Source organism: Arthrobacter sp. GmRoot5-12, assembly GCF_059739365.1.
Map to the genome: position 1 here is coordinate 2,905,487 of NZ_AP046056.1, position 18,023 is coordinate 2,923,509.

Here is an 18,023-nt window from a genome sequence, read left to right on the forward strand (position 1 = left end):
GTGGTTATCCGTTCTTGCGGTCCAAATTTTCTTTCTGAGGTCTCGTCGTTTGGCGGCAGTACTGTTTCTATCGTTAACGTTGTACGCGTCAACCGCCTACTTGGCTCTCAAGTATGCGCGCCAAAACTTCGAACCTTGGCCCTCGCTTCAGGTAGTCCAATCCGTTACTGCTTTGGACCTGCGGTGTGTGTTCCTAGCCGTGATATTTGTCGAGGTTTTATTTGGGTTCGAGCGCATTGGGGCCGTAGTCTCACGGGCCGCTGGGGCGTGCAGAAATAGTATTGGCTCGGTGCAGTCGAGCCTGCCCGACTTTGTCGTTTCGATCATGTTCGTAACGATAGGCGTGTTTGACTGGCTTAAAATAGCGTCGATTGGATTCGGTAACGTGCTGAGCGGGGAGCGGCGACAGTATGCAACCCAGCTGCTTTTAGGTGGAAACCATAATGTCCAGGTGCTGGTCATGGCTGCCACAGTTTTCCTTGTATGTCGGATCTTCACCCGTTCGATTGGGTCGCTGCCCATCGTTTCGATCGCGATATTGTGGGCTCCATTTTTACTTGTCGGGAGTAGAAAGGAGGCCATTACTACGGGCGCTATTTGTATAATCATGTTGGGTGGGCTGTTGTCGAAGCGCGCAGTTTTGGCATTTGCATCTTGCTCAGTGTTCATTTTCCTTTCTCCATCGCTTAAATCCGGCAGCATTTATGATTCTTTGCATGAGTTTATACTCCCACAATATATGCATTTTTCGATGGCAATGGGATTGGTTCCGCCTGACCTGGGTGGTACGTTCTTGGAACGCTCCCAGTTCCTACTGCCTAATATATTGCGTATCACTGAGATAACCGACTTTGGCCGCGCTTTTTATCGTCTTGGCATCACTGGGGTCGGCCTTGGTGCAAGTCCATTCGGGGAGGCCCAGCTAAGCTATTTCTTTGGTAACACTGAGATCTCATTTGCTATCGTCTTCGTCGCAGCGGTTGCCCTGATGATTTTCTTTGCGCGGAGGGCGCCTATTTATACCGTAGTGGCTTTTGGTCTTCTAGTCGTATACGGTCGTAGCGACTTTTGGACTTATATGTTCTTTGTTTCTTACGTTTCTGCTGCTATATTTCTTTTGTCGAAGTTTCCCGCGTCTAGCAAGTTTCCTTTGGTCTCACCTCGCTACTCTGGCACGGAGTTAGTTTCTTAGCTGTCAGCTGTCAGCTGTGAGCAGTCAGGTCACTGCGATTTTGCGGGCAAGCATTGGCCGATAGTCGTGGTGTTTGGAAATGGCCCTGCAGCAGCATCGAAGTGAAAAGTACGGTGTGGCTGCTACGCAGTCTGCTCGCCGCTGTTACATGGCTATTCGCGGTTCGTGGGGAATTGAGCTGGTGTCGTTGACGACAAGGGGACCCGTGGCCCTGCCCGGATTAGTGTGTCTAGCATTCAACCTGGAACAAGACCACGAGCCGTGATCGAGCCTATCGGGGTCGCAGACGCTGCCACCATTGTTTTCAACCTGCCCGACTACCACGTCATTTCCACCGCTGTTATTGCCGTCCGCCGGCAGGTCATCGTCGAGACCGACCAGCCTCCGGGCTGCCCGAGTTGCGGGGTCATTGCATCCCGGCGGAAGGAACGGCGCCTTCAGCGACTTCGCGATATTCCGGTCGCCGGGCAGGTGGAAGTGCTCTGGTCTAAGTACCGCTGGTATTGCGAAGAGCAGGCGTGTGACGGGCCGTCGTTCTTTGAAGCCACGCCCCAGGTCCCGCGCCGCGTCCGCTCGACGGGCCAGCTGCGGGAGCAGTTCGTTGACGCAGTCATCCGCTCCGGCAGGGCCGTCTCGGAGACCGCCGCTGGCTTGACCGTGTCTGGTGGATGGCTCGGGCGGCGGTGACCGTGGCCTGCCTGCTGCAGCTGCCCGACGTGGACAACCTCAGTCCCCGGATTCTCGGCATTGATGAACACCGGTTCCGCTCCGTGCGCGACTTCCAGGACCCATCAATGAAGGCATGGAACCGAGTCGAACCCACAATGACGACCATCGTAGATCTGGACACCGGCCAAGTCCTTGGCATCGGTGGCGGCCGGAACCACAAGGGAGTCGTGGACTGGCTTTTCGCCCAGCCCATGGAATGGCGCCTGGCCGTGCAGGTCGTCGTGATCGATCCTTCCGCGGCGTTCCGCAAAGCGCTACGGATGTGGCTCCCAGGCACCGCTGTCGCGGTCGATCACTTCCATCTGATCTCCCTAGCCAACCAAGCCATGACCAAGACCCGGCAAAATCTGTCCCAACAGGTTAACGGCCGCCGCGGCCGGGCTATAGACGAGGCCTGGCCCCCGCAGGGACTGCCCCGGCTTTTGTTGACTCGGGGTCTTAGGTCGCTATGAGCGTGGTCCGGTTGAATGTTTCATATTCGATAGGCGTGAGTTTTCCCAGCCGTCTTTGCCGTCGTTGACGGTAGTAAGTTTTTTCGATCCGGGTTGTGATGGCCAGTCGGAGGTCCTGCCTGGTGAGCCACCGACGGTCCAGAACGTTCTCCTGCAGCAGCGAGAAGAACGATTCCATCGCGGCATTGTCCGCGCACGCACCGACCCTGCCCATCGATCCAGTGAGCGCGTGGTGCCGCAGGGATTCGACGAACCGGCGAGACCGGAAATGGAACCCGCGGTCTGAATGCACCACCGTTCCGGCCGGGCGGCGTGAACGAACCGCGGTCTCCAAAGCGGCTCTTCAGAATTGAGAGTGTAGTTTCGGTCTGAATCCGCCGGATTCCAGCAGCGATCTGGCGACATAGTTGGTGAGATTCCGGAAGCCGAGGGCAGATCCTCGTAGGTGTTCGAGTCTCCCATTGATCGCTTCACTTGGGCCGTTTGATGTGCCGGGTCGCTCGAAGTATGCCAGCACGTCCTGGGCCCGTCGTTTGAGGGTGCGCCCGAGAGTTCGGAGCTCGGTCAGCGCGGTGGGGACGCCGCTGCTGAGGGAGTCAATCACGGCTTGCATCATCTGCTGACCTTTGGCCCGGTCTGGTTCCCGGTAAGCGGCAACCATGCGCTGGTAGGCGCCCCAACTGGCTTCGACCTCAACATGCGTATCAGCGGTGAACAGGGTTTCCAGGCGTTGGCGTTGGTTCTCGGTGAGCAGGTCCGCGCCTGTGTGGATGGTCCGGCGAGCCGAATACAGCGGGTCCCCGGCCCGTCCGCGGTGCCCGCACGTCTGCTGCTGAACCCGCCGCCGGCACGAATCAAGGGCATCGCCGGCCAACCGGACGACGTGGAAGGGATCCATCACCGGGACCGCGTCGGGGAGTTCCTCGGCCGCGGCGCTCTTGAACCCGGAGAACCCGTCCATGGCCACGACCTCAACCCCGTCCCGCCATTCTTGGGGGCGTTCCTGGAGCCAGGTCGCGAAGGCTTGTTTCGAGCGGCCCTCGACCATGTCCAGCAGGCGGGACGGGCCCGTGCCATCGCGGATTGGGGTCAGGTCAATGATGACGGTGACGTACTTGTCTCCGCGGCGGGAGTGCCGCCACACATGCTCATCAACACCAATGACCTTGACCCCGTCGAAGCGGTGCGGATCATCGATCAAGACCCTCCGTCCTTCGGCCAGGACGGCCTTGTTCGCGGTATTCCAGGTGACGCCGAGTCCTTCGGCGATCCGGGCGACCGTGAGGTGCTGGCAGACGACGCCTTCCAACGCCCAGCGCAGCCCCCGGCGGGAGAGTTTCGCCCGCGGCTCGGCAGCCTTGGAAGTATCCTGCCGCCAGACGTGCCCGCACCCGGCGCAGCGGTAGCGGCGGATGCTGACCAGCAGTGTGGTCGGCCGCCACCCGAAGGGTTCATGGCCCAGCCGACGGGTCACCGTGTCACGGGGAACGCCCTGGCACCCGCACTTCCGGCACCAGTCATCAGGATCAACAACACGGCAGGCAAGGACGGCGCGGCCCGGGCGGACATGCTGCCCGGTCACTTCGAGTCCGAGTCCGTCGAGGCGGCAGAATGTGGTCAGGTCAGGGCTTTGGAAGGTAGCGTTAAACACGAGGGCCTTGCGGTAGAAAAATCACGATCTAGACAATCCGATTCTCTCCCAAGGCCCTCACCCCAGCCGAAACAACCTCCCCGCCCCGGACTTCTCACGCGGCAGCGCCGATTACACTCTCAATTCTGAAGAGCCTCCAAAGCGGCGACAGCAAGCGATGACTTCATTCGCGAGTCCATCGAGTAGCCAACGATCCTTCCGGAATATACGTCTTTCACCGCGCAGAGGTAGAGCTTGCCCTCTGCTGGTGGGGTGCTCGGTAATGTCCGTCAGCCACAGCTAGTTCGGCGCTGCGGCGGTGAAATCCCTCTCGACCAGGTCGTCGTGAACCGGTGGCCTGGGCTTCCGGTTAAGGCCCCGCTTCTTGGAGAAGACCGACCAGATGCCGTGGTCCCTGCACAGGCGCTGGACCCTGTTCTCACCCGCTGTGATGCCCTTCTCCGGGAGTTCGTCGGCGATGAAACGGTACCCGAAGGCCGGGTCGTCTGCGTGGATGTCCAGTGCGGCGTTGACCAGGTGCGCATCGGCCCAGTCGCGCTCTATCACCGGACTGGCTCGCCATCGGTAGTAGCCTTGCTTGCTGAACTTCAACACCCTGCAGGTCACCGCCACGGGAACACCGTCGGCGGCAAGATCCGTGACCAGCGGGTAGGTCATTTTGGGTTGATGTCTCTGGCCAGATAGTCCGCGGGCCGGCGGAGAATCTCATTCTGCTGTTCCAACAGGCGGTTCTGCTTCTTCAACTCCCGTATCTCGACCTACTCCGTCGTTGCCGGGCCGGCCCCGGCTTCTCTACGCTCGGCGATGGCAATCCAGCGCTTGAGCGTCGTGACCGACAGCCCGAAATCATTCGCAATCTTCGCCAGCGGCGCCTCGCCCTTGCGGGCCACATCTATAACATCCTGGCGGAACTCCGCCCCATAAGCCGTGGGAATGGTCAACATCCTTCCACGAGCACAAGCTCGCTAGGTCAAGGAGTCAACAAACCCGGGGGCAGTCCCTTGCCGGCAACAGCAAAAACGGCTCGGATTACTCACAGCCTTCATCAAGAATGGAACAACCAAGCGCACCGCTCTCTAGGCGCCCTACCGCCCCGAGCCAACAAAGCTGAGGGCAGTCCCATCCGTTAGCCGCTAAGCGTCCAATTCCAACGCAAGCGTCGCGACGACCCACGGAACTCGGCCGACTTCCAGCTGACCTCGTCTTTCAACATCCGCATCGGACAGCGGCATGCTGCTAGAGGCTTAGGTTGAAGGGGTTGGCCGAAGAAGAACCTGGCAGTGTCCGGGGTAAATCAGAGACAGCCTCGATTAGCGCCCCAAAACCTGAGAGGGCGGGTAAGCGACCCAGAGGCTCAGGACGGAGTGGAGTCGTAAAGTGTTAACCCGCCATTTTAGGGCCGGTTGGCATACAGAACTCAGTCGCCAGCTTCGAAGCGCTCCGTGGGAAATCTGTGGGGTGCACGTAAAGGAACAGGCTGTGTCAAATCATGTAGGTCCGACCTGAACTCGGTGAGCTGGTCCTGGCTGCCCCGTTGGCGGCCCGCGCGACGAGTTCGACCAGAAGTGTTGCCCGCGACGTTTTCGGGCCCGTAGGCACCGTAAGAGCCGTAGGAGTAAGCGTCCGGACCTTTCTGAGGTAGACGATTCATGACAACTCCGAGAATGTTGGACCCCACCATAGAAAGGGCACTTAGCGCCTTCTCCAAGTCGTGGTTCCGACTCCTCTGCGCATCGACGACCACAAGCACTCCACCTACATGCTGCGAGAGCACAGCTGCATCTGTGACCGGGAGTAGCGGCGGGGCGTCAATGACTATTGCGTCGAACATTTCCTCCAGGCGCGAAACGAGCTGTTTCATTTCATCAGAGCCAAGAAGTTCACTGGGGTTTGGTGGTATTTGCCCAGATGTCAGAACGTACAAATCACCTTCGCCCCATGGTTGGAGAACGTCGTTGACGTCCGTAGTACCCACTAGCGAGGTCGTTAGTCCGGCGGACATATCTAAACCAAGGTATTCCCCAACCATTGGTCGTCTCAGGTCTGCATCGATCAGACAAACGGACTGACCAGCCTGAGACATCGCAATTGCCAGATTCGTTGCAGTGGTGCTCTTTCCTTCACCCGGAAGGGACGAAGTGATTAGGACAGTTTTGCCATGACTTGAAACGTTGGCGAACTGGAGGTTTGTCCTAAGCTGACGGAACGACTCCGCGCGCGGGCTCTGGAGGCTGGTTTGAGTAAGGAGCGGTTTCTTACTTGTCTCTTGTTCGAAGTGTATTGCTCCGAGTAACGGCGCATCAGTTACTTGCCTAAGGTCAGCCACACTTCGGATCCGCGTATCCAGAATTGAACGCGCCACAGCCCCGGCAACGCCTAGGGCGAGACCGAGAACTAAACCGACGATTAGATTCTGTCGGGTGTTCGGTGCCGACGGCGTCGAGGGCGCTACAGCAGGTTTAATAACGGAGAGGCTGATGGGCGACGGGCCACCGTTCTTTGGTTCTTCCAGGCTCTCTACAGTCTTAATCAGGCTACGGGCGGTTGCCTCGGCGATTGCGGATGCCTGGACCGCTGACGAGTCCGTGACTGTGATGCTGATAAGCACCGTATTAAGTTCCGTTGAAGCTGTAACGCGCTGGGCGAGCTGGCCAGCGCTTGACGACAGTCCTAGCGTATCGATGACGGGTTGTAAGACCGCCGGGGAATCGACAATCTTGACGTAAGACTGTACTCGCGCCTGGCTGAAGGTATTCCCCTGCTGCAACTCTTGGACGGAACCTGAGTTTTGGATCGCAACGAAGAGCTGCGTATCGGCAGTGTAAGTAGGCTTAGTGAGCACCGCGAGTACGCCGCCGCTCAATAAACCCACCAAGGCCAGAGCTAGAATCAACATCCAGTTGCGCCTCAGGATGCGTAGGTACTCACTCAAATCCAAGCCGGAAACCCCCTGTGGCGGATGCTGGAAGCGCAATAGGCGGCTTCCAGGACGGCACTGGCGTGCGGTCCGCTCCATCATACCCGGGCGCTGGAGTCTCATATTCGTGGGTCTTCTACTGGCGTTGAATGCAGACTCCTTTGTTGTGGCTTTTGTTCCCTTCGCCGACACTGCGGACCGAAGTTGGTCGTGCTGGAGTGTGCGCCCGGACGTCCTTGAGGATCCCTCATGCGGAGGTGTAGCACGAGATGTGTGAGGGTCCGTATGGTGGTCCAGGGAGCAACTTTCCGCGTGGATATATCATGCGAGTATGCTCAACGTCGACTGGCATCCGCTCGGATGACTGCGGGCTATGCAACGACAAGTATTTGAGGGTGTCAAAAGCAGGTATTCACTACTCTTACTATCCTTGGGCGGGGCGGCCTAAGTTACTCGAATGGTCACTCGGGAAGCTTACCCAATCACGGTACTCAGGCTTTTTGCTAGCCGCCTCCATTCTCGGCGTAAAGGCGTAGAGGCGGTGCGAAAGGGGAAGGTCTGCGGCATGTGCGGGGTCGCGGAGGCTCGAGGAATATTCCATGGTCAGAGCTCGTGCAGTGCATGCAGAGCCGAGAATGAGAGGGCAAGGTTCGCTCCTCGCTTAGGTTCCTTCGACTAGTAATCTTCACGTCGTTTTTACATTGTTGCTTGGTGGATAAGCGTTCGGTTCGGCAGTCACTGGTCAGGCCAAGGCATGTTACGCTCTCCACCCGGTGGAAGATGACGTTTGTTAAGCTTCTCAGGCTTGAGGATTTCACGGGATTTGGTCAAGCGTTAGTCTCGCGCCGTGCGGAATCGAACCTTGACGAAACATCAGATCCCATCACGTCGGACGGCGCGTGTTCTGCAAAGTACTATCTAGGTCCTGGTGACCGACTGGTCTGTCGGCCTATTGAGGCGGACTGCCCGTCTGAACAGAAAGCTAGGGCTAATGCTGCCTCATCGCGTAATGATTCTTCTCGGTGAGTCCGGGTCGAGCAGGTTGTCCCCTGAACCTATTCTTTTATAAGACTTGCGGTGAACTTCCCGATTCGGGGTGGTCAATGCGAACAGGCGGATCATCTGATCCATGATCGGCCGAATGGACCAAAGGACTCCCTAGTCCTAAACCTCAAGATGACCAACTCCAGCTGAAAAGCGACAGGTATCGATTCGTCATCTTGATAGCGGCAACGTTCCGTTGGCAATCGCAGAGGCGGCTATGCGATTTGCTGGGTAGAATCGGTCACCTAGACGAACGCACACTTCTTGCCGGAGGTACGGAGAAACAATGTCGGAATGGCTCGAAGTCGGCACGGACAACTATTTATTGGTCACCGAAGGATCCCTCCTGAACACGGGCCTGATCGTCGGATCCGAACGCGCCATGGTCATCGACACTGGATGCGGCCCCCGCCAGGGGCGCGAAATCCTGGACGCGGTCAGGGAGAAGACAGACCTGCCGCTCGTGGTCGTCAACACCCACGCGCACTACGACCACTTCTTCGGCAACGCCGTCTTCGCCGAAGCCGGGGTGACAGAATTCTGGGCGCACCAGAACTGCGCCACCGAAATTGACCAGCGCGGTGACCTGCAGCGCCGGCACGTTGGAACGCTCGAGCCGGAGATGGCAGCCGGTGAAGGCGAGAACGTCGAACTCGTGGTCCCCAACGCCATCGTCAAAGACCAGCCCGTCCTGGTGGACCTCGGCGGCCTCACGGCAACCCTGTTCTACCTGGGCCGAGGCCACACCGACGGTGATCTCCTCGTGGGAACGCCCACCACTCTCTACGTAGGTGACCTGGTGGAACAAGGCGCCCACCCCTCCTTCGAGGACTCCTACCCCGAGGAATGGGCCGATGCCCTCAGGCACATCTCGGCTCTACGGCACCGTTACGAATTCCTGATTCCCGGCCACGGCAAGCCTTGCAGCGACCAGTTCGTCAAAACCATGGCCAACACCATGACCACCGCCGTCCGTCAGGCCCGTCAGTCCATCCGCGACACCCCCAACGACGCCACCAAAGCCATTCCCGTCCTGCCCTACGGCCCCGAACAGTCCCGGTGGTTCATCAAGCGGCTCCAGGAGAACTGGCGCAGCAGCCACGACGCCTCTTAACAAACGGCAGTTCCCGGCCAATCTTGAGGTTGGCGTCCTATGGTCAGCGCATGGGCCGCTACGGGGGAAGTTACGACGTTCGCTATTCGAAGCGGGATGCACGGCAGCGCAGGCTGAGGTTCATCTCCTATGTGGCACTGGCCGCCCTGGCCGTTGCCACTATCGGGGTGGTCCTGATGGCTGTGGAGCGGTAAGCGCGCCACCGGCACACAGAACCCTAAATGCAGTCCTGACCTGCACAAACACCCATTCTTGAGTCAACCTTGAGGGTGCACCGCAGGGTAAATTGAGTTCGCCCCGCCAAGGTGGAGGCATGCTCTCACGTCTCCGGGCAGGGAGCGTTGTTCTCACCTGTGCACTGCTTGCCGCCGTCCCATTCCAGCCCGCCACCGCCGCAGCCGCCGCTCCCACCGCAGCACCTGCGGAACGCGTCGCCGCCACCCACACCAACCCGGCCACCGCCCCCGCCAGCCTGGGCTCCGTCTCGGCCATGCCCGGCCAATCCGGCCAGCAGCTCGCCGTCCCGGTGGCCCACGGCCTGCAGCCCGCCCGCATCACCGGCAGCATCGCCGTCACCGGCCAGCCCACCACCGGCACCATCCGCGTCAGCGCCCAGGGCCGCCCCCTCCTCGAAGCACCCGCCAACGGAACCATCGCACTGGACGCCCCCGTCAGCGCGGCGGACTTCACCGACCACCAGCTGGTCCTGGCCCTCGAATACACCCCCGCCGTCCGGGACGTCTGCACCGCCACCCAGTCCACCGCCACCCTCAGCAGCCTCAGCCTCACCACCCAGGGCACCGAAACCGCGCCCACCACCGTGGCCGAATTCCTGGCCCCCTCCGTGCCCGCCATCCTCATTCCCGTCCCGGCCGAGCCCGCCACGGACGTCTCCGTCGGCATCCTCGCCGCCTCCGCCGCCATGGCCCACCGCTACCCGGACGCCGCACTCAAGCTCGTGCCGCCGTCGGACGTGGACGCCCAGGCCGCCGCCCTCCCCGCCGGCTCCCGCATCATCACCATCAGCAGCACGGACGGCGCCGCCAGCACCATGCTCGGCACCCAGGCCGGCCGCCCCGCCCTCACCATCACCGGCACCGGTGAGGGCCTCCGCACCGCCGCCCGCGCCCTGGCAGACACCAAATCCGCCCTGGCGGACGGCGCCACCGTCACCGGCATGACCGCCACCGTCCCCGCCGCCGCCGGACCCGAACAAACCTTCACGGACCTGGGCGCCCAGGCCATCCGGCTGGCCGGCTACGGAACCCAGGAAACCTACCTGGGCGTCAACCAGTCCCAGTTCGGCGGCCCCGTCTCCGCCATCAGCCTCCAGCTCCGCGGCACCCACACCGCCATCCCCACCGGCGGGCAGGCCGCACTCTCCGTCTACTGGAACGACTACCTCCTCAGCTCCCAAACCCTGGACGGTGACACTTTCGACATCACCGCCGACGTCCCCGCCGGCCACATCCAGTCCCGCAACGGGCTCCGCCTGCGCCTCACCGCCCTCCCCGCCGGCGGCGACTGCTCCGGCCCCGCGGGCCTGCTCCCCATGGAACTGACCGTGGACACCACCGGCAGCAAACTCACCGCCCAGCGCGGCCACTCCATTAAGCCCGGCTTCGCCCGCTTCCCCCAGGTCCTGGGCACCACCCTCCCCATCGCGTTCGACGCCGGCGCTACCGCCCAGGAAAACACCATCAACGCCGCCACGCTGGCGTTCTCCCTCCAACGCGACAACGACGCCCTCCTGGACGTCCGCCTCACCACCCCCGCCGCCCTGCTGGACTCCAGCCACTCCGGCCTCCTGGTGGGCGCCACCCCCGCCACCGCCGAACAGGCAGGCGCCCCGCTCCGGCTCGGCGGGTTCCGCACCGTCTCCAGCAAAGACATCGAATACGGCGTAGGCACCACCGCCCCCTACGGCGCCCTGGAAGCCTACGAACACAACGGCCGCAACCTCCTGCTCCTGGGCGGCTGGGCCCCGGACACCACCGGCGGCACGTCCGCGGCAACCGACACCCCCGGAACCCTGCAGGCCAGCCTGGCCAGCTACATCCAGCAGCAGCCCGGCGGCTGGAGCTCCCTGTCCCGCAACCTCCTGGTCACCCAGACCACCGGCAACCCCGTGCTGCTGGAAACCAACGCCATCACCCCCCAGGCCGAAGTCACCGACGGCTTCCGGCCGCTGGCACTCTGGCTCGCCGCCGCAGCCGCCGCACTCATCCTGGCCGCCGGCACCCGGGTGCTGCTCCGGCGTCGCCACCGCCGTGCCGCCCGCGCCCACGCCGACGCCCTGGAACAGGCCGCCGCGGACACCGCCCATGGCCAGTGACCTTCAGGCGGCCGCCGCACCCCTGACGGACGCGCCGGCCGGACCGGCCGCGCCGGCGGGGGAGCGGACCCCATGGCTGCGCCGCACCTGGACCGCCCTGGGGGCCCCGGCTGCCGGGCGCCGCGTCCCTGGGACGGCCGCCATCGCCGTGGTGGCGGCCGCCGTCGGCTTCCTCGCCTGCCTCTACACCACCGGGCAGGGCAGCAACCTGGACTACTCGGACGCGCAAAGCCACCTCACCATCGCCCGGCGCGTGTTCGACAGCAAAGCCCCCGGGTTCGAACAACTCGGCACCGTGTGGCTGCCCATGCCGCACCTGCTGCTCATGCCGTTCATCATCAACCTCTGGATGTTCAGCAGCGGCTGGGGCGCCTGCGTGCTGGGCATCATCGCCTTGGCCGCCACCGCCTCCGGGCTCTACCGGATCTGCGCCCGCGTGGGCTACGGACGCACCGGCCGGCTGGCCGCTGTTCTGGTCCTCTTGGCCAACCCCGCCATCCTCTACACCTACACCACCGCCCTCACCGAACCCGTGCTGCTCATGTGCCTGGTGGCCGGCATGGCAGGCCTGGCGCACTGGGCCACCAGCCGCCGCCGCATGAGCGCCGGCGAGCTGGCCGTGTTCGCCGGGATCCCGTCCGGCGCCGCCGTGCTCTCCCGCTACGAAGGCTGGGCGCTGGTACTCACCGGCACCCTGTTCGTCCTGGTCACCGAGCTGCGCCGCTCCCGCCAGTGGCGCGAGGCCACCAAGATGGCCGCCGCCTACGCCATGGTCCCCGCCGCCGCCGTCCTCTGGTGGCTCTCCTACAACTGGGCCATCTACGGCAACCCGCTGGAATTCATGTTCGGCCAGTACTCCGCCTACGCCCAGCAGAAGAACATCACCGACGGCGGCCTGCTCCCCACCAAGGGCAACCTGGGCCTGACCCTCTGGACGTTCCACTGGTCCTTGCTCGAAACCCTGGGCGTGGTGGTGCTCGCCGCCGCGGCCTGCGGCGCCCTGGTGGTGGTGTACCGGCGCGGGCTGGCCACCAGCACCCTGCTGGTGGCCGTCACCGGCAGCGCCTACGCCTTCGCCCTGGTCAGCCTCTACTTGGGCCAGACCGCCATCAACAACGACCATTCGCTCCCCAGCACCTGGTGGAACAACCGCTTCGCCCTCACCGCGCTGCCCCTGGCCGCCGTGCTGGTGGCGGCGTTCGTGCACCAGGTGACCCGCCGCCGTCGGACCCGTTCCTGGATGGTGGCGTTCCTCCTGCTCGCCCTGGCCGGGCAAAACGCGTGGTGGCTGCAGGACCCCGCCGGCAGGCTGGCCATCCTGGCCGAGGGCCGCATGTCCCACGACTCCAACACCTACTCCTTCGCCGCGGCCCGCTGGCTGAAACAGCATTACGACGGCGGCGGGATCCTCCTGGACGAAAGCGCCCGCGGGAACGCCGTGCTCCCCATGATGGGCATCCCGCTCGCCAACATCTACAACCGGGCCGCCGGCGACCACTTTGGCCCCGCCCTGCAGGACCCGGCCAAGTACGCCAAATGGGTGCTGGTGAACGTCGAAGGCGAGGACGCGCCCCTGGACTCCGGGTTCACGGACCTGGTGCACCAGGCCATCAGCGCCAGCCCCACGTTCAACGCCCGCTACGCCGTGGTGTTCTCCAGCCCCACGCACCGGATCTACGAAAGGACCGTCAACTGATGGCAGAGCAGGCCCCGGTCCTCTCCACCGCCCGCGCCGGTGGTCCCGCCGGTTCCTACGACGACGGCGTGGGCGTGCAGTCCGTGGCGCTGGGCCAGTCGCTGCTCATGGCCGGGCTGATCACCCTGGAGCAGCTGGACCGCGCCCTGGAACGCGCCAACACCGAAGGCGGCCTGCTGGGCCGGCACATCATCCTGGAAACCGGGCTGAACCGGCGGCACGTCTACCAGGTGCTGGCCGAGCAATGGGACGCGCCCCTGGTGGACCTGGTGCACCACCCCTCGGACGACGCCCTGCTGGAACAGCTGAGCTTCACCGAGGTGTCCGAGCCCGGCTGGCTGCCCTGGCACCTGGAAGACGGCGTCCTCACCGTGGCCACCGCCGTCAAACCCAGCGACGAGATCCGCCGCGCCGCCCTCCGCATCCCCGGGGCCGAACATGTGGTGTTCCGCACCACCACCGACTGGGACATCAACCACTCCATCCAGCGTGCCTTCCGCAACCACCTGCTCTACGAATCCGCCGAACGCCTGGCCGAGGAACAACCGGACGGCTCCGCCCGCACCGCCCTGAACCTGTGGCAGCGGCTCCTGCCCGCCGTCCTGCTCAGCTGCCTCCTGGGCGGGCTGCTCCTCGATGCGCAGCTGACCGTGATCGTGCTGCTCACCGCCGTGAACGTAGTGTTCCTGGTGAGCATCGGATTCAAGACTCTGGCCAGCCTCCGCCAGCCGTTCGACGCGCTGCATGACAGGGCCGCCGCCAAGGCACAAGCCCGGGAACTGGAACGGCGCGGCGTGGGGACCGGGGCTTTGGGTGACCCGTTCGGGCTGGCCGGGCGGATCCCCGACGGTGAACTGCCCGTGTACACCATCCTGATTCCGGTGTTCCGCGAGGCCAACATCATCAACAAGCTGCTCGCCAACCTGGAACAACTGGACTATCCGCGCTCCAAGCTGGACGTGCTGGTGCTGCTCGAAGAGGACGACACCGAAACCATCGAGGCCGCCAAGCGCTCCCGGCCGCCCGAATACGTGCGGATCCTGGTGGTGCCCCGCGGCGAGCCGCAGACCAAGCCGCGGGCCTGCAACTACGGCCTCACCTTCGCACGCGGCGAGTACGTGGTGATTTACGACGCCGAGGACCGGCCGGACCCGGGACAGCTCCGCGCGGCCATTGACGCGTTCCGGCAGGACGCCTTCGAACGCCGCTACCTGGCCCCGGACCGGCGGCCGCTGATCTGCGTGCAGGCCGCCCTGAACTACTTCAACGCGGACCAGAACGTGCTCACCCGGCTCTTCGCCATCGAATACACGCACTGGTTCGACTCCATGCTCCCCGGCCTGGACCGCTCCGGCATCCCGCTGCCGCTGGGCGGCACCTCCAACCACTTCGACACCCGGCTGCTGCGGCTCGTGGGTGCCTGGGACCCGTGGAACGTCACCGAGGACGCGGACCTGGGGCTCCGCGCCGCCGTCGAAGGCTACCGGGTGGGCGTCATCAACTCCACCACCTGGGAGGAAGCCTGCTCGCAGGTGCCGGCATGGATCAAGCAGCGGACCCGCTGGATCAAGGGATACATGGTCACCGCGGCCGTGAACACTCGCAACACCGTCCGGTACGTCAAGCGCACGGGGGTGGCCGGCGCCGTCGGCTTCCTGGGCCTGATCCTGGGCACCCCGCTGGCGTTCCTGGCCTACCCGCTGGTGCTCGGCTTCACCATCGTCACCTATGTGGGCTACAACTTTGTGGGCCTGGTGCTGCCCGAATGGCTGCTGCTGGGCGGGGTGGTGTCCATGCTGTTCGGCAACGCCATGATGATCCTGGTGTCCGGCATCGCCACCTGGCGGCGGCATGGCTGGCGGATCGCCATCTTCGCGCTGCTCAACCCGGCGTACTGGGTGCTGCACGCCGTGGCCGCGTGGCGTGCGGCCTGGCAGATGCTCTCCAGCCCGCACAAGTGGGAGAAGACCCCGCACGGCCTGGACGAGGAATACCACGACGACGGGCGGTGGTCCGCATGAACGTGCACCTTTCCGTGCTGGACCCCTCAACCCTGGAGCTTCCGGTCCTGGACCCACAGCGGGTCCGCCACCTGGGGGAGGAACTGGACAGCCCCGCCGGTGCACACGAGTTCCTGGGCGCCTACCTGGAGATGCTGCCGGACCGGCTGGCCAAGGTCAGCAACGCCGTGTGCGCGGCCGACGACGAGACTGCCATGGACCGGGCGCTCAGCCTCAAGGTCACCTCCACCATGGTGGGCGCCCTGCAGCTGGCGGCGCTCGCCGAGGCCATGGAGGCGCTGGTCTGCCGGGGCGACTGGGTAGCCGCGGAACCCCTGCTCGATGTGCTGGCACCCGCCGTCGCCGCCGTTCTGAAAGCCGGTACCGTCGTCGTCAACGGCCTGCTGCAGCCCTGAGGTCAAGCCCACAGGGGCCGGCTCCACCGGACCTTGGCCGGGCGCAACCGTTGTCCGGGACGCATCTGTACGATGTGCCCCGGACAACGTCCCGCCGCGGTTTCAGGCGGGCACGCCTTACCCTGCCAGCGCGTCCGCCACCAGGGTCAGGGTATCGGCGGCATAGTCACTGATGTGCTTTTGCCGCTGTGCCTTCAGTTCCTGGGTAAAGGCGGCCAGCGCATGGTCCTGAAGCTTGCTCACGAGGCTGTCCCGCAGGCCCTGGTTATCAATGTCTCCGGAGCTGCTGTAGGTGGTCACCAGCTTCTCCAGCGTCGCAAAGGGATCGCCCTTGTCCGCGAGGTAGCCCAACCCGTGCTCCTGCAGCGCGCTGCCAGCCACAGGCTTCATGAACGTCACGTCCGGGAGTGAGCCGTCCGCCTTCCTGGGAGCGGTCAGCTGCTGCATGTCCAGGCTCTCGAAGTCTCCGGCAGCCACGCTCAGGCCGCCATCAATCGTCCACGAATTGTTCGTCTCGTTCTCCGCCGGAGTGTTGTCGTTTGAGGTCAACGGGCCGGAGTAGGCCACGTTGTTGTGCAGGACCTCCCGGTAGCCCGGAATGTTCTCCGGGCTTGTTGGACTCACGCGCTCCAGCATGTTGAAATTGGCGCCGTACCCGGGCTTGTAGGCCGTGTTATTGATCCAATTCGCCGATTGTCCCGGCTGATGGTTGGCGTAGAAGTTGTTGGCGCCGTTATCGGCGGCCAGGCTGTTGATAACTGTGTGCAGTGGAATCGGATCGGGGAGCCCGGTGGTGCGGTATGCGTAGCCGCCCACCTTGAATCCGTTCTGGTCACCCACGCCGTTCTGGTTGCCGTGGTGGTCAAACGACCAGTCGTTGATGTAGGCCACCCGGCCTTCTGAGGTGATGCTGTCGAAGCCGTCATCACTGTTGTGCCACGCCCGGTCATTGATGAACCACACGTTCTTTGCGTGGGCACCGAAGCCGTCAGTATTTCCGGCCGACAGGGCGGTGGGGCCGATGTTGTTGTACGAGTCGCTGTTCAGGACAACGCCCGTTCCGTTGAGCGTGTAGTAGAAGCCGATTGCCTCGTTGTCATGGGCCGCCATGTTGAGGAAGTTGGCGCCGCCGGCAATCCTGAAAGCCTCCGATTGCTTTTGGGCGCCCACCTGGACTCCGGTCACATCGAATCCTACGAAGTTCACGCCGGTCACTGCCGTTTCGATGTAGAAGCCGGCCACGCGCTGATCGGTGGGCACGTTGCTGAAATCGAAAACCGGCCGGGCGTCCCCCGGGTATGCCGCGTAGGTGATCCCGCTCTTATAGATGTCATTGACGTAGTGGTACACGTCTTCGAACGGATTGTTAGTTTCGGGTATTTCGAACTGGTTGTAGATTCCGCCACGGATGTAGACGATGTCTCCGGCCGACGCTGCTGCCTGCCCTTTCATCAGCGTCTTGAAGGGAGCGCTCTGTGTTCCCGGGTTGCTGTCGCTTCCGCTCGGCGAGATGAAATAGGCGTGCGCATCCGGTGAGGGCGCTGCCGCCACCGCGCTGAGCATTGACAGGTCCGGGGCCGGAGGCTGTTCCGCCGGACTCGCGCTGGCGGGGTCAACGACGAACAATGCCCCCATCACACAGGCACCGGCCACTGCAGCAGCTATCCGCTTCGATTTTTTCACGCACATTACTCCTTTGTATGTATGTCGAATCATCTGGAAAAAATGCTCTGGGGGAGACCTTTAGGGATGTCCCTTTATCGATGTGACAAAGCGCTGTGCGCACCACAAGAAGGCCGGGAGTGGTGGCCATGGTTCTGGTGCGCCCGGGAAAGGATGGCGGCCCCGCAGCCCCGCTGACATGTCCCGAATCCCGAAGATGGAACGATTCAAACACGGGGAATGCGCTTTCACAAGGGCAATCCAAGGTTTGTTTCGGGGGTGAGGACGCGATTAGCCGGGGGTTTCTCTCCGATCCTAAGAGCCGCCGCGGTCCCCGTGCGGGTGCGGCGAAAAGGCGGCGTCTTGAGGAAACCTTGAGTTTTTGACGCAATTTGTCAATTACGTTCTTGTCTGGTTGGGTCTATACAGGGGGCTCACTATCACCAATGGAGACTGTTGTGGCTTTTGAAGACTATGCCCTGGCGCTCTGCGCACTGCTCGGCACCTTGTTGGTCCCCTTCGCAGTCCTCTACCAAATGCTGCGGCTCAAGCGCCGCGCACTCCGGATCCCCGTCCGGCCCGCACCCAGAGGTAATCAACGCTGACCATGCCGTACGTCGACATCAACCCCCACAAAGGCCGTCCCAAGTGGGTGGGGTACACCATTCTTGCCGTCCTCCTGGTCCTCACCGTCGCGGTGGTAGCGGCCGCCCTCACGCACCACTAACTAAACAGCCTGGCTGGGTAACCCGGTCCCAGCGCCTAGACTTACTGTTTGAACTAGTGCTGCATAACAGTTTGCCGATCGTCCGGGG

Annotated in this window: 13 protein-coding genes and 2 pseudogenes; 10 read left to right on the forward strand and 5 right to left on the reverse strand. The window is 63.1% G+C overall.

The window, feature by feature from the left end:
- The first annotated feature begins 289 nt into the window (after positions 1 to 289).
- The 3 genes from AC6JAM_RS13335 (at position 290) to AC6JAM_RS13345 (ending at position 2,373) form a co-directional block, all read left to right on the forward strand.
- Entirely contained in the window at positions 290 to 1,192 is a 903-nt protein-coding gene (locus AC6JAM_RS13335) for a hypothetical protein (RefSeq protein WP_497934939.1), read from the forward strand.
- A 261-nt stretch (positions 1,193 to 1,453) separates the two neighbouring features.
- The gene (locus tag AC6JAM_RS13340; protein ID WP_497934943.1) at positions 1,454 to 1,879 is read left to right on the forward strand and encodes a transposase family protein; all 426 of its coding nucleotides are present in this window, start codon (positions 1,454 to 1,456) and stop codon (positions 1,877 to 1,879) included.
- Positions 1,861 to 2,373 (forward strand): ISL3 family transposase, encoded by a 513-nt coding sequence (locus tag AC6JAM_RS13345; RefSeq protein ID WP_497934948.1) that lies wholly within the window; start codon positions 1,861 to 1,863, stop codon positions 2,371 to 2,373. The genes AC6JAM_RS13340 and AC6JAM_RS13345 overlap by 19 nt, the downstream gene beginning before the upstream one ends.
- Here AC6JAM_RS13345 and AC6JAM_RS13350 read toward each other — a convergent pair.
- The 4 genes and pseudogenes from AC6JAM_RS13350 to AC6JAM_RS13365 form a co-directional block, all read right to left on the reverse strand.
- Positions 2,360 to 2,713 (reverse strand): annotated as a pseudogene (locus AC6JAM_RS13350) (integrase core domain-containing protein); the annotation flags it as partial. The gene AC6JAM_RS13345 and the pseudogene AC6JAM_RS13350 overlap by 14 nt on opposite strands.
- Positions 2,714 to 2,716: 3 nt before the next feature.
- Entirely contained in the window at positions 2,717 to 4,024 is a 1,308-nt protein-coding gene (locus AC6JAM_RS13355) for an ISL3 family transposase (RefSeq protein ID WP_497934032.1), read from the reverse strand.
- Between the two features lie 134 nt (positions 4,025 to 4,158).
- A pseudogene (locus tag AC6JAM_RS13360) lies at positions 4,159 to 4,959 on the reverse strand (IS3 family transposase); the annotation flags it as partial.
- Positions 4,960 to 5,441: 482 nt separating this feature from the next.
- Positions 5,442 to 7,043 carry a tyrosine-protein kinase domain-containing protein gene (locus AC6JAM_RS13365; protein WP_497934951.1) on the reverse strand — a complete coding sequence of 534 codons (1,602 nt, stop codon included), beginning with the start codon at positions 7,041 to 7,043 and terminating at the stop codon, positions 5,442 to 5,444.
- Between the two features lie 1,228 nt (positions 7,044 to 8,271).
- Between AC6JAM_RS13365 and AC6JAM_RS13370 the strand changes: the two genes are divergently transcribed.
- The 6 genes from AC6JAM_RS13370 to AC6JAM_RS13395 all read left to right on the forward strand — a co-directional run bounded on the left by AC6JAM_RS13370 (position 8,272) and on the right by AC6JAM_RS13395 (position 15,546).
- Positions 8,272 to 9,099: an MBL fold metallo-hydrolase gene (locus AC6JAM_RS13370; RefSeq protein WP_497934953.1), complete on the forward strand. Its 828-nt coding sequence runs from the start codon at positions 8,272 to 8,274 to the stop codon at positions 9,097 to 9,099.
- A 50-nt stretch (positions 9,100 to 9,149) separates the two neighbouring features.
- On the forward strand, positions 9,150 to 9,293 hold the full coding sequence (locus AC6JAM_RS13375; protein ID WP_497934957.1) for a hypothetical protein: 144 nt from the start codon (positions 9,150 to 9,152) through the stop codon (positions 9,291 to 9,293).
- A gap of 119 nt (positions 9,294 to 9,412) precedes the next feature.
- Entirely contained in the window at positions 9,413 to 11,434 is a 2,022-nt protein-coding gene (locus tag AC6JAM_RS13380) for a hypothetical protein (RefSeq protein WP_497934963.1), read from the forward strand.
- Positions 11,424 to 13,130: a glycosyltransferase family 39 protein gene (locus tag AC6JAM_RS13385; protein WP_497934967.1), complete on the forward strand. Its 1,707-nt coding sequence runs from the start codon at positions 11,424 to 11,426 to the stop codon at positions 13,128 to 13,130. The genes AC6JAM_RS13380 and AC6JAM_RS13385 overlap by 11 nt, the downstream gene beginning before the upstream one ends.
- Entirely contained in the window at positions 13,130 to 15,151 is a 2,022-nt protein-coding gene (locus tag AC6JAM_RS13390) for a glycosyltransferase (RefSeq protein WP_497934972.1), read from the forward strand. Before AC6JAM_RS13385 ends, AC6JAM_RS13390 begins: the two co-directional genes overlap by 1 nt.
- The gene (locus tag AC6JAM_RS13395) at positions 15,148 to 15,546 is read left to right on the forward strand and encodes an Hpt domain-containing protein (RefSeq protein ID WP_497934976.1); all 399 of its coding nucleotides are present in this window, start codon (positions 15,148 to 15,150) and stop codon (positions 15,544 to 15,546) included. Before AC6JAM_RS13390 ends, AC6JAM_RS13395 begins: the two co-directional genes overlap by 4 nt.
- A gap of 117 nt (positions 15,547 to 15,663) precedes the next feature.
- On the opposite strand, the gene AC6JAM_RS13400 is transcribed toward AC6JAM_RS13395, so the two are convergent.
- Positions 15,664 to 17,229, reverse strand: a complete 1,566-nt coding sequence (locus tag AC6JAM_RS13400; protein WP_497934978.1) for a right-handed parallel beta-helix repeat-containing protein — start codon at positions 17,227 to 17,229, stop codon at positions 15,664 to 15,666.
- Between the two features lie 437 nt (positions 17,230 to 17,666).
- Between AC6JAM_RS13400 and AC6JAM_RS13405 the strand changes: the two genes are divergently transcribed.
- Positions 17,667 to 17,813 (forward strand): hypothetical protein, encoded by a 147-nt coding sequence (locus AC6JAM_RS13405; RefSeq protein ID WP_497934980.1) that lies wholly within the window; start codon positions 17,667 to 17,669, stop codon positions 17,811 to 17,813.
- The last annotated feature ends 210 nt before the right edge of the window (positions 17,814 to 18,023 follow it).